General features: G+C 53.7%; 9 protein-coding genes and 4 tRNA genes. 2 read left to right on the forward strand and 11 right to left on the reverse strand.

The genetic code is table 11. The features are described 5' to 3' along the window. Positions 1-2: 2 nt before the first annotated feature. The 3 genes from uvrB to HZU72_RS13680 are packed head-to-tail and all read right to left on the reverse strand — an operon-like array spanning position 3 to position 2,669. Positions 3-2,027 carry an excinuclease ABC subunit UvrB gene (gene uvrB, locus HZU72_RS13670; protein WP_180093021.1) on the reverse strand — a complete coding sequence of 675 codons (2,025 nt, stop codon included), beginning with the start codon at positions 2,025-2,027 and terminating at the stop codon, positions 3-5. 37 nt (positions 2,028-2,064) lie between these two features. After that, on the reverse strand, positions 2,065-2,472 hold the full coding sequence (locus tag HZU72_RS13675) for an OsmC family protein (protein WP_071693199.1): 408 nt from the start codon (positions 2,470-2,472) through the stop codon (positions 2,065-2,067). Continuing rightward, the gene (locus HZU72_RS13680; protein WP_007114205.1) at positions 2,472-2,669 is read right to left on the reverse strand and encodes a hypothetical protein; all 198 of its coding nucleotides are present in this window, start codon (positions 2,667-2,669) and stop codon (positions 2,472-2,474) included. The genes HZU72_RS13675 and HZU72_RS13680 overlap by 1 nt, the downstream gene beginning before the upstream one ends. A 177-nt stretch (positions 2,670-2,846) precedes the next feature. Here HZU72_RS13680 and ygfZ point away from each other — a divergent pair, with 177 nt between their 5' ends. After that, positions 2,847-3,818: a CAF17-like 4Fe-4S cluster assembly/insertion protein YgfZ gene (ygfZ, locus tag HZU72_RS13685; RefSeq protein ID WP_180093023.1), complete on the forward strand. Its 972-nt coding sequence runs from the start codon at positions 2,847-2,849 to the stop codon at positions 3,816-3,818. 26 nt (positions 3,819-3,844) lie between these two features. On the opposite strand, the gene HZU72_RS13690 is transcribed toward ygfZ, so the two are convergent. The 4 genes from HZU72_RS13690 to HZU72_RS13705 all read right to left on the reverse strand — a co-directional run bounded on the left by HZU72_RS13690 (position 3,845) and on the right by HZU72_RS13705 (position 8,054). Next, positions 3,845-4,612, reverse strand: coding sequence for a TatD family hydrolase (locus HZU72_RS13690; RefSeq protein WP_180093156.1), 768 nt, complete (start codon positions 4,610-4,612; stop codon positions 3,845-3,847). 23 nt (positions 4,613-4,635) lie between these two features. Continuing rightward, positions 4,636-6,225, reverse strand: a complete 1,590-nt coding sequence (locus HZU72_RS13695; protein WP_180093025.1) for a peptide chain release factor 3 — start codon at positions 6,223-6,225, stop codon at positions 4,636-4,638. A 237-nt stretch (positions 6,226-6,462) separates the two neighbouring features. Next, positions 6,463-6,672, reverse strand: a complete 210-nt coding sequence (locus HZU72_RS13700) for a putative motility protein (protein WP_022523503.1) — start codon at positions 6,670-6,672, stop codon at positions 6,463-6,465. Between the two features lie 140 nt (positions 6,673-6,812). After that, positions 6,813-8,054 carry an NAD(P)/FAD-dependent oxidoreductase gene (locus tag HZU72_RS13705; RefSeq protein WP_180093027.1) on the reverse strand — a complete coding sequence of 414 codons (1,242 nt, stop codon included), beginning with the start codon at positions 8,052-8,054 and terminating at the stop codon, positions 6,813-6,815. A gap of 313 nt (positions 8,055-8,367) precedes the next feature. On the opposite strand from HZU72_RS13705, the gene amt reads away from it, so the two are divergent. Continuing rightward, complete coding sequence (amt, locus tag HZU72_RS13710) at positions 8,368-11,748, forward strand: ammonium transporter (protein ID WP_180093030.1); 3,381 nt, start codon at positions 8,368-8,370, stop codon at positions 11,746-11,748. A gap of 121 nt (positions 11,749-11,869) precedes the next feature. Here amt and HZU72_RS13715 read toward each other — a convergent pair. The 4 genes from HZU72_RS13715 to HZU72_RS13730 form a co-directional block, all read right to left on the reverse strand. Then, positions 11,870-11,944: transfer RNA gene (locus HZU72_RS13715), tRNA-His, on the reverse strand. A gap of 84 nt (positions 11,945-12,028) precedes the next feature. Then, positions 12,029-12,103: transfer RNA gene (locus HZU72_RS13720), tRNA-His, on the reverse strand. A gap of 76 nt (positions 12,104-12,179) precedes the next feature. After that, positions 12,180-12,256 (reverse strand) — tRNA-Arg (locus HZU72_RS13725). A gap of 92 nt (positions 12,257-12,348) precedes the next feature. Then, positions 12,349-12,425, reverse strand: a tRNA-Pro gene (locus HZU72_RS13730). Positions 12,426-12,580 lie beyond the last annotated feature (155 nt).

Raw genomic sequence — 12,580 nt, forward strand, 5'->3', positions numbered from 1 at the left:
CGCTAGCCCAGCGCCAGCTGTTTGTCTTTCATTTGATGGAGCTGGTCGCGAAGCCGAGCCGCCTCTTCGAACTCCAGATTTTGCGCTGCCTCAAACATGGCGTCTTCGAGCTTACTGATGGCGCCCAGCAGGTCTTGCTTGCTCATCGTGGTGACATCATACTCGGCAGCGCTCTCCGCCACCTTGCGCTCATTGCCACGGCGGTGACTGCTCTTCTTGCCCGGCGCCTGGGCAGCTTCAAGAATATCGGCCACCGAGCGGGTAACCGTTGTTGGCGTAATACCGTGTTCTAGGTTGTGCTCGGTCTGCTTGGCGCGACGACGCTCGGTTTCATCAATCGCCTTGCGCATCGAGTCAGTAATCCGATCACCGTAAAGAATCGCCTTGCCGTGGGCGTTACGGGCAGCACGGCCAATGGTCTGTATCAGCGAGCGCTCGGCACGCAGAAAGCCCTCTTTATCGGCGTCGAGAATTGCCACCAACGACACTTCGGGAATATCCAGGCCTTCACGTAGCAGGTTGATGCCCACTAACACATCAAACTTGCCCAGGCGTAAGTCGCGAATAATCTCAACCCGCTCGACGGTGTCGATATCCGAATGTAAATAGCGCACTCGAATGCCGTGCTCGTCAAAATACTCGGTCAGGTCTTCCGCCATACGCTTGGTTAGCGTAGTCACCAGCACCCGCTCACCTACCGCAGTGCGCAGTCCAATTTCCGATAGCAGATCGTCTACTTGGGTACTGGCCGGACGCACTTCGATTTCAGGATCCAGCAGCCCGGTGGGACGCACAACCTGCTCAACGGTCTGGCTAGCGTGTTCGCCCTCATAGCGGCCTGGAGTGGCAGAAACAAAGATGGTTTGTGGGGAAATGGCCTCCCACTCTTCAAACTTCATGGGCCGGTTATCCAACGCCGAAGGCAACCGGAAACCATACTCGACCAGGGTCTCTTTACGCGAACGGTCGCCTTTGTACATACCACCGACCTGGGGCACGCTGACGTGGGACTCATCGATAAATAGCAGTGCGTCATCGGGCAGGTAGTCAAAAAATGTCGGCGGCGGCTCGCCGGGGGCACGCCCAGAGAGGTAGCGGGAGTAGTTTTCGATACCGTTGCAGTAACCCAGTTCCAGCATCATCTCAATATCGTAAAGTGTGCGCTGCTCAAGACGCTGCGCTTCTACCAGCCGTTCATGCTTACGCATCCACTCCAGGCGCTCTTTGAGCTCCTCTTTAATGGCATCAATGGCGCCCAGAATCGTTTCCCGGGGGGTGACGTAGTGGGATTTTGGATAGATGGTCATCCTTGGCACCTCCCCGCGGACAGCGCCGGTGAGCGGATCAAACAGTCGGATAGTGTCGATTTCGCTGTCAAACAGCTCCACCCGCACCGCCTCCTCGTCAGAGTCGGCAGGAAAGATATCGATCACATCGCCGCGCACCCGGTAAGTACCGCGGCGGAAATCCATATCATTGCGGGTGTACTGAAGTTCGGCCAAGCGCCGCAGGAAAGCGCGCTGATCAATGAGCTCACCGCGGGTAAAGTGAAGACGCATTTTCAGGTATTGGTCGGGATCACCCAGGCCATAAATCGCCGAGACTGACACCACAATCAGCGCGTCGCGGCGTTCTAGCAGTGCCTTGGTGGCCGAAAGCCGCATCTGCTCGATATGGTCGTTTATCGAAGCATCCTTTTCGATAAAGGTATCCGAGGAAGGTACATAGGCTTCAGGCTGGTAGTAGTCGTAATAGGAGACGAAATACTCTACGGCGTTATCCGGGAAGAATGCTTTGAACTCACCGTACAACTGGGCAGCTAGAGTCTTGTTTGGCGCCATCACGATGGTGGGGCGCTGCTGCTGTTCCACCACATTGGCCATGGTGAAGGTTTTGCCCGACCCGGTCACGCCAAGTAGCGTTTGGTGAGCAAGTCCAGATTCCAGGCCACTAATCAGCCCTTTAATAGCGGCAGGCTGGTCGCCAGCGGGCTGAAATTTTGACTGCAATCGAAAGGCTTTGCTCATCGGTGCTCCTGAAGAGAAAAAAATAAACTAATTAACACTAAACAAGGCGCGTGGCGATCTCGACCGTGGACTGGGTCATCAAGCGCTGAATGGGGCAACGGTGGCTAATATCTTCTAGCCTGGCGCGCTGCTCTGGGTCATCAATACCGTGTAACGTTAAAGCCACGTCTAGTTTGTAGATGCCCTTTTTTTCCTGGCTATCGTCCCGCTGCACGGTGACGGTAATGCCCTCAAGCGGCCACTCTTTTCGCTTGGCGTACATCTGCACGGTAATCGCTTTGCAGGTACCCAGAGCGATATCGAAATAGTCGTGGGGATCAGGGGCACTGCCCTCCCCACCCACTATCGGTGGCACATCAGCATAGAGATCTTCCAAGCCATTAACTTCAACTCGCTGCCTAAAGACATGGTTGCGTTCGCTGATCACTGTAATGGGAGGGTGCATTAGGATACCTTTACGCCTAGCTTGAGTTTTTCAATGGCATTAATCAGTGTCTCGCGCTTTGCCCGACCGTCCACATCTGCACCATGGCGCCCCACTTCGGCACTATCAACGCCATCAAGCATCATGAGCGCCGTGGTGATTTTGTTTACCTGATCGACCGATTTAACACCCTGGAATGTCAATGACTGCTGTGCCATAGCGTTTCCCCTATCTGTTGCCCTGTGCAAAACTGATACAAGAGAAAGAGTCTAGCACGCTAATGGTACCTTGCAATTAGTGTCGGCTGCCCGCACCTAATAGCACTAAAGACACTTTTACTTTTTCGCACTGAATGCATCACTATCAAACGCTTTCCCACTTTTGCAGGAGTTTTTATGGCGACCGTTACCGTTAGCACCCCCGCCCTTGGCAGCGTCCGCCTTAACCACTTAGCCGCGCTGGATGTGAAGGGGGCGGATGCAGAAAAGTTCCTTCAGGGTCAGACCAGCGCCCAGGTCAGTTTGGCCGACGGACACTTTGCGCCGCTCACCTGTTTCTGTACGCCTAAGGGCCGCATGCTGGCCAACGCCCAGTTAATGCGCTTGGGCGAAGAGCACTATCGGCTACTGCTCAGTAACACCTTGTTGGATAGCCTAGAGAGTCATCTTAAAAAATTCGCCGCTTTTTATCGTGCTGAACTAACCAGCCAACGCGACTTGGTATTCATTGGTGCCAGCGATGAGGCCCAATCGCTGGCGGAGCAGCTGGGCCTGACGCTAGCTGATCAAGTAGGCACCCACACCAGCAACGACCAGGCCTGCGTAATCCGCTACCCCGGTGAGACACCCCGGTGGCTGCTGTGTTTCGACAACGACATTCAAGTCGATATAGCGTCGGCTCAGGATGACCAAGCGAGCCGTAACGCTTGGCAGCTCGAGGATATTCGTAGTGGGCTGGCGTGGCTAACCGATACCCAGCAGGATCACTTCCTGCCCCAAATGCTGAACTGGGAAGCGCTGGGTGGCATTAGCTTTAAAAAGGGCTGTTATACCGGCCAGGAAGTCGTCGCACGAGCGCACTTTCGTGGTCAGGTGAAAAAGCGCTTGATGCTTATCAGCATAGAAGCCGCCTCACTGCCCGAAGCAGGTACTAACGTGGTTAATAGTGACGATAAAGCAGTAGGCGAAGTGGTGGTCAGCGCTTTTAATCATCAAGGCGGCGTTGAATTGCTGGCAGTCATGAGCACCAAAGTCGCCGAAGAAACTATTCAGCTCTATTTAGATGGGGCGCCAGCCACCCTTCTCCCCTTGCCCTATGCCATTGAGCGCGTTGACCCGGAACAGCTAGCGGTTAGCCTTAACGGCTAGGCTTTCTCTAGGGCTAGCGTTTCTTGCTAGGTTAAAGACAGTCCAAACAGTGTCGCGGCGGTATCACTGCTCTGAGCCGCGACCTGCTCCTTCGTTTGCCCGCGCAGTGCGGCAACAACGTTGCATACCTCTGCTACTCTACAAGGTTCGTTACGCATGCCCTGATAGCCGCTAAGCGGCATATCGGGGCTGTCGGTTTCCAGCACAAAAGCATCGTCAGGTAGTGCCTTAACGGTTCGCCGTAACCGCTTGGCACGCTCATAGGTGACTGCGCCGCCCAACCCCAGCTTGAAGCCCAGGTCGAGAAACTTGGTCGCTTGCTCAATGGAGCCTGAGAAGGCGTGAATCAGTCCTGCCTCTGGAAGCGCAAGCTGGCGAAGCCGCTTGGCGACCTTATCGTTGGCGTGGACACAGTGCACCACCACCGGCAGCGAATGCTGTTTCGCTAGCGTCAGCTGAGCATCAAAGTAGTGCCACTGCGCTTCAAGCGTGTCGGTAAAGCGGCCATCAATACCGCATTCGCCCACTGCGACTATCTCAGGGTGCTCAGCGAGCCAATGATCAAGCGCGTTAATATCCGACGCTTGATGCTCATCGACAAAGTAAGGGTGCAAGCCCAAGCATACCGACGTATCCGCCCGCTTGCCGAGCGCCAGCACCTGCTGCCAGCGCGAACGGGTCGTGCCCGGTACCATAAAGTGCGCGACACCCACTGCCTTAGCGGACTCGAATACCTCAGCCCGATCATCATCGAACTGGGTAAAATCGAGGTGGCAGTGGGCATCAATCAGCATTTGCATGCCTAACTATCAAAAATTTAGTGTTCGCGGGTAGGCTGGAAGCGAATATCCGGCCAACGCTCCTGAGTCATCTGCAGGTTCACCCGGGTAGGCGCGATGTAGGTGAGATAACCACCACCATCGATTGCCAGGTTGGCGCTGGCTTTACGCTTAAACTCTTCGAGCTTTTTGGCATCTTCACAGTAAACCCAGCGGGCGGTCTGTACATTGACGCCTTCGTACAAGCAGTCGACCTTGTACTCCTCCTTGAGGCGGTGGGCGACCACATCGAACTGCAGAGTTCCTACGGCGCCGAGAATCAGGTCGTTGCTATCCATCGGCATAAAGACCTGGGTAGCCCCCTCTTCGGAAAGCTGCTGCAGGCCTTTTTGTAGCGCCTTCATCTTAAGTGGGTCTTTAAGCCGTACGCGCTTAAATAGCTCGGGGGCAAAGTGGGGTATGCCGGTAAAGCGCATATCTTCACCCACGGTAAAGGTATCGCCGATCTGAATCGTACCGTGATTATGGAGACCGATAATATCGCCTGGCCAAGCCTCCTCCACTTGGGAGCGGTCTGAGGCCATAAAAGTCAATGCATCGGCAATCTTAACGTCCTTGCCAATACGCACATGGCGCATCTTCATGTTCTTTTCGTACTTGCCTGAACAGACCCGTAAAAAGGCGATGCGGTCACGGTGGTTGGGATCCATGTTGGCCTGGATTTTAAAAACGAAGCCGGTGAAACGATCATCATCGGAAGTGACTACACGAGTATTAGTTTCGTGGGCCTTGGGCGGCGGCGCGTACTCGACAAAGCCATCCATCATCTCGCGCACCCCAAAGTTACCCATAGCGGTACCGAAATAGACCGGCGAAAGCTCACCCCGGCGATAAGCCTCCAGATCAAATTCATGGGAGGCGCCACGCACAAGTTCTACTTCCATACGCAGCTCTTCGGCCTGATCTTCCCCAAGCACAGCATCCACTTTGGGACTATCCAACCCCTCAATGCGCTTATCCTCGGGAATACGGCTACCCTGCCCCTGGGTATAAAGATGAATAACGTCGTTATAGAGATGATAAACGCCCTTAAAGTGGCGACCCATGCCAATCGGCCAGGTCATCGGCGCACACTGGATATTCAGTACCGTTTCAACTTCATCCATCACCTCAATGGGGTCACGGATATCGCGATCCATTTTGTTGATGAAAGTGAGGATCGGTGTGGTGCGCAGACGACACACTTCCATCAATTTAATGGTGCGATCCTCAACACCTTTGGCGCCATCGATCACCATCAAGGCAGAGTCAACCGCCGTAAGCGTGCGGTAGGTATCTTCAGAGAAGTCTTCGTGACCGGGCGTATCCAGCAGATTGACGATGCGTCCGCCATAGGGGAACTGCATCACCGAGGTCGTTACTGAGATACCCCGCTCTTGCTCCATCTTCATCCAGTCTGACGTTGCATGGCGATCGTTACGCTTGCTCTTCACCGAGCCGGCTAACTGGATGGCATTGCCAAACAGCAACATTTTTTCGGTAATGGTGGTTTTACCGGCGTCGGGGTGCGAAATAATAGCGAATGTCCTGCGAAGCTCGGCTTCACGGGCTAATTGAGTCTCTTTCATTGTGCCTCTTCAATATAGGGTCCCATTCGCAGCACTCACTCAGCAGCTCTCGCTAACTGGCTACCGCGCGTTGAGCCATGTCCATTACGACAATTGTAACGCTTGGAGGTGGCTGTTGTCGCGGGTGGCGTCAAAGGTGACGCTCTTGAAAAAGACCAATAAAAAACGCTGAGCAAGTCAGCGTTTTAATCTTACAAAGTGGCACAAGGTCGATTTTAACCACACCAAAGCCGGGGGCTAGGCGAAGGTGTTGACCTGCGTACCGAGGGTGCCCTCTTTCGCTAGGTCTGGCTGCGCACCAGTATCGGCAGAAGCCATTATTTCAGTTACTTGATCAGCTTGCGTATCCAAAGCTTCTTTGAAAACCTGCATTTGAGCCTGTTCGGCGGTTTGCGCCTGATTCATATACAGCGATGCACTGACTGAACTGCTGATGCCTACATCCATATATCCACCTCATGGTGTGCAAATGTACTTATAAACTAGCAAAGCATTAGATCACGCGCAAAGATACCGTCTCTATTACTGGTGCTAGCGTATACTACTATCGGCTTAACTCGCCTGATCATTAATAAATAAAGCGCTAGTTAAAACCTATCGGCACGAAATGGTGCCATATCGATCGCCGTGGGCTGTCCTTCCATCATATCCGCCATTAGATGACCAGTAGCAGGCCCCAGAGTGAACCCCTGATGGCCATGGCCAAAGGCAAGCCACAACCCTGGATGCCTTGGCGCAGGTCCAATCACTGGCTTCATATCGGGCAAACAGGGGCGCGCGCCTTTCCAAGGGGCATCATCGCGTCGCTCGCCCAAAGGGAACACGCTACGTGCTACTTTCTCGGCGGCGCCCAATTGATTGACATCAGCAGGCGCATCCAAGCGATCCAGCTCAGCGCCGGTTGTCAAGCGAACCCCTGCGTTCATCGGCGCCAGCAGGTAGCCCACCTCGGCATCCATAACCCAGAAATTTAGCTTGGCTGGCGCATGAGGCGCGTAGTGCATGTGGTAGCCACGTTTTACAAAGGTAGGAAAGTGGTAACCCAGCTCTTTTAGCCAGCTCCCCGCCCAGGGCCCTAGCGCCACGACGACGTCATCTACTTCTAACGCTTCACCAGCGGTATTGACCTGCCAGCGCTCACCCATTTGCTGAACCGACTTGATATCCGACTGCAAAATACGCCCGCCATCATTACTAAACGCTTGGGCGTAAGCTGCGACCAACCCGCCTGGATCAGCAACCGTCCAGGGATCAAGCCAGTGAATTGCGCCGATAATGGTGTCACTCAAAGCAGGTTCTTTCTGCGCAAGAGCCGCCCTATCCAGTTGTTCAAACTGCACGCCATAAAGGCGCCGTGCCTCTTCGGCCTCTTTTACCCGTGCGGTAAGTTTTTCAGGGGTGCGGTATAGCTCAAGCCACCCCTGTCTGCGCACCAAGTGTTCAGCGCCCGCGGCATCAATCATCGGGCCGTGGGTTTTTAGCGAAAGCTGAATCAGTGAGGCGTATTCCGGCACGATTTTCTGGTAAGTCTTCGGTGCTGAGTTCATCCAGTAGCGCAATAGCGGGGAGGCGGCGTTGACCATACCCGCGGGGCGATAACGAATGTCTACCCGACGGTTAGGTAAAACGCTGAGGAGCGTTTTAACGTCGCGGGGAAAAGGGTAAGGCCTGACCGCTTCCCGCTGAATGATACCCGCATTGCCAAACGAGGTTTCGCGGCCAGGCTGAAGGCGATCTACCAGGGTGACTTCATGCCCACGCTGGCGCAGATGCCAGGCAATGCTGACACCGACCATGCCTGCTCCCAAAACTACCGTTTGACGCGCCATTTTGATGCACTCCCTTTTCAGCGTTTATGAACCACAATTGAAGACCTATAACTAATTGAAAAATATCACCAATCAATGCGCATTAACACAGTAGAAAACGCTATTTTATTTCTATAAATCAGTAATTAATACTGCCATAAGCATTAAAAAGGATGACTTCACTATTAGCGGCATAACAATTGCTTAGTTTCTATTAGGAAACCTGAATAGCAGTCGGTTAGCACCGGTGCAACGGCTCCCCCTCCCTCCGCTTAAAAAAAACAAAGCACCAAAAAGAAGCGCACTTGCACCAAAAGATACTAAGGAAAACACCATGCCTGCCACGCTAAATTTGGACAGCTCGTTGCTTGATATGCTCTGGGTGCTCTGGGCCGCTGCCCTGGTATTTGTGATGCAAGCTGGCTTTCTCTGCCTGGAAGCGGGCACTACGCGAACCAAGAACGCTATCAACGTCGCTATGAAAAACGTAGCGGACTTTGCCATTGCCGTCAGTGTTTTTTGGTTAGTCGGTTTTGGTCTCATGTTTGGCGACTCTCGCCACGGCTTAATCGGCACAACGCTGTTTGGTTGGCAGTTAGAAGCTTCCAGTCACTGGGTGATTACCGTTTTTATTTTCCAAGCAATGTTCTGCGCCACCGCCGCCACCATTGTGTCGGGCGCAGTGGCAGAACGTATGCCCTTTTTAGCCTATACCTGGACGGCCCTCTGGATAGCTTTGGTTATCTATCCGGTTTTTGGTCACTGGGCATGGGGTGGGCTTTTGGATGGCGCAGAAGGCTGGTTAGGGGCACTTGGATTTGTCGACTTTGCGGGCTCCACGGTCGTGCATAGCGTAGGCGGATGGGTCGCCCTGGCAGCGGTACTCTGTATTGGCCCACGCAAAGGACGCTTCAACCACGGTAAACCGCCAAATGCCTTCCCTTCAGGCAACTTACCACTCGCCATGCTAGGCGCGCTGTTTATGATCTTAGGCTGGTTTGGCTTTAACGGTGGGAGCACCCTGGCCGTTACCGAGCAAATACCCAGCATAATAGCCAATACTGTTTTGGGCGCCGTCGGCGGCATCCTTTCGGGCATGCTGATGGGGCTACGCACTCGGCGCTACGCCGACGTTATGTATGCGATTAATGGCGCCATTGCAGGCTTGGTCGCCGTCACCGCCAGCGCTCATGTGATCTCTTTATCGGCGGCATTTGGGCTGGGTGCGGTTAGCGGCGTACTGATGGTACTGACCAGCGAATGGCTACTAAGTAAACATATTGATGATGCAGTCAGCGCCATACCTGCGCACCTCGTCGCGGGCGTATGGGGTACGCTAGCACTGCCCTGGGTCGCTGACTTAACACTGATGGATAGTGGCTTGTCTCGATCAGCTCAGTTTGGCGTTCAGTTGATCGGCGTTGTGGTGTGCGGCGTTTGGAGCTTTGGCAGCGCCTGGCTACTGTTCCGCATTACCCGGCGCTTCCTACCCATACGCGTCTCACCTGACGCAGAAAAGATGGGCCTCAATCTCGCCGAGCATGGCGCCAAGAATGAGTTGAACCAGTTGCTTGAGCATATGCGCCAGCATGAACAGCAGGGTGATATGCGCCAGCGAATTGAAGCCGACCCGTTTACCGAAGTAGGCGAAATAGCGGCGAGCTATAATCGCGTAACTGCTGCCCTTGAAAGCGCCGTTGGACATACCCGCGTGATGCTTCGCAATCTCCGCGATGGCGTGATTACTTGGCAGGCAGACGGCACCCTGACCAGTCTTAACCCTGGGGCGGAGCAACTCTTCGAGGTCGACGCCAAACAGATTATTGGCCAACCTGTCTCTCAGCTATTGTCAACCCGCTCCCTCAGCCCCGGAGCACGCCATGAAGTTAAACGCCGCTGCGCAGATATGCAAGTGCGCTACCTGGAAGTACAAGTCAGCGAAGGAGCCAGCGGTTCCGCGTCAGAGCGTTCGGGTATGGTGCGCGATATTACCGAGCGCAAACAGCTGCAGGAGCAGTTAAACCGCGAACGCGATCTTGCCCGCACTACCCTGGCATCGATCGGCGATGGCGTTATTACCTGTGACGCTAGTGGCAACGTAACGTTTATCAATGCGGAAGCCAAACGCTTGACCGGATGGACACTCGAAGAGGCCATGGATAAACCCATTTACATGGTGTATCAATTACTCGAGGAAGCCAGTGGTCAACCGCTAAACAACCCAGCCCGGCAAGTGCTCACTCAGCTAACTCCGGTGCACTCCACCGAGCACTGCCTACTGGTGAATCGCGAGCACTCGCATACTCCCATCCAACACAGTGCTTCACCAATACGCTCGCGCAGCGGCATCACCTTAGGTGCAGTGGTCGTTTTTCAGGATGTTAGCCTCACTCGCCAGTTGACCGAACAGCTGAGCTATCAGGTCAGCCATGACAACCTGACCGACCTGCTCAACCGCCGCGCCTTCGAATCAGCACTGACTGCGTTACTTAATCGCGACGATGGCCACCATGTGCTGTGTTACCTGGATCTCGATCAGTTCAAAATCGTCAATGACACCTGCGGCCATCTCGCTGGAGACGAACTGCTGCGACAAGTGGCGTTAAAACTGAAGAACCATGTTCGCAGCAGCGATATCGCCGCCCGCCTGGGTGGCGATGAATTCGCTTTGTTGCTACCCGATTGCGGTATAGAGCGAGCATTGACGATTGCGGAAGCGCTTCGCTGCGATATTGAGCAGTATCGTTTTTCTTGGCAGGGCCATACCTTTGGTATCGGCGTAAGCATTGGTTTGGTTGAACTCAACGCCACTCAGCCCATGCAGTTGAGCCAGGCTCTCCACGCCTCTGACGCTGCGTGCTACGCTGCTAAAGAGGCAGGCCGCAATCGCATCCACTGCTATCAGCCTGACGATCATGCATTACTGGAGAAACACGGCGAACTCCAGTGGGTGCAACGCTTGCAAAATGGCTTGGATAACGACACCTTCCGCCTTTTCGCCCAGCCCATTACAGCCATTTGTGCCGATGGCCCTGGCTACCGGGAAATTTTGCTGCGACTTGAAGAGCAGGGAGAGATCGTCGCGCCCGGGAGCTTTCTACCCGCCGCCGAGCGTTATCATTTTATGGTGCGCATTGACCGCTGGGTGATTCGTAACACCCTAGCCTGGTTAGGTGATCAAAATCACCACACGACGCTTCCGTCTTATAGCTTGTGGGGGATCAATCTTTCAGGAGCATCACTTTCCGATGCTGATTTCTGCCGCGATCTGATTACACAAGTCGCCATGGCTAACCTACCCCACGGCACGCTCTGTTTTGAAATCACTGAAAGCACCGCCATTGCCCAACTCTCAAGGGTTAGCGAATTAATTGCCACCCTAAAGGAGTACGGCTGCCGCTTTGCACTGGATGACTTTGGCACCGGCCTCTCCTCTTTTAGTTATTTGAAGCAGCTACCCGTCGATTATTTGAAAATTGACGGTAATTTTATCCGCAATGTACATCAAGATCCGATTGATCGGGCGATGGTTGAGGCGATTCATGCCGTCGGCAAGGCGTTAGGGATTGAAACCATTGCTGAATGTGTGGAAACCCAGTCAACGCTGGATACTTTGCACCACATGGGGATCAACTACGCGCAAGGGTTTTTGCTTGGCAGGCCTGAGCCGCTCACCCATATGGCGGGTAACCGCATTAAGGTGATGCCGCGCTAGCTACGACAAGGGGAGTCTAAAAGCCGGAAACACAAAAACCCCAGTTAAGGGCATACTCTCTAAAAGAAAGGGTCAACTAAAAGGAAATTAAAAATAGCAGAAACGATATATGCTGGGGTAATGGGGTGGATGATGGGACTTGAACCCACGACCACCGGAGTCACAATCCGGGGCTCTACCACTGAGCTACACCCACCACAACCTAGGCTTTGCCGAAAATTGTCTTCGCTCAACGATTTTTCGTACAAATCCAAAAAACTGGAAACGCAAATATTGTCACTGGGGTGGATGATGGGATTTGAACCCACGACCACCGGAGTCACAATCCGGGGCTCTACCCCTGAGCTACACCCACCAAAGACAATCTTACGTAGAACAAATAGCATGCGCTTGAAGATATGATTCTGACAGGTTGTCACCACTGAATTAGGTGGCACGCCCAGCAGGAATCGAACCCGCAACCTACGGCTTAGAAGGCCGTTGCTCTATCCGGTTGAGCTATGGGCGCACATATAGTATTCATAAAATACGAATACCGATGAGCACTAGACCACAACTGCAGCTTGGAAAAGCAAACTACTACCTTTCATGCTAAGTGAATGGTCGGGATGGAGGGATTCGAACCCCCGACATCCTGCTCCCAAAGCAGGCGCGCTACCAGACTGCGCTACATCCCGATTTTTATCACCTTAGACGCTACCGTGCTGCCCGTCTCAAGCGAGGCATATATTACTATTTTTAATTTTAAAGTCAACCATTAAAGTGATTGTTCGTGAAGGCGCTTTGCCTGGATGCTCCAGCGTGCGAAAATTACCGCCTTTAAAGCGCTGTG

The sequence above is a fragment of the Vreelandella sedimenti genome, assembly GCF_013416325.1.
In the GTDB taxonomy this organism is placed as follows: Bacteria; Pseudomonadota; Gammaproteobacteria; order Pseudomonadales; family Halomonadaceae; genus Vreelandella; species Vreelandella sedimenti.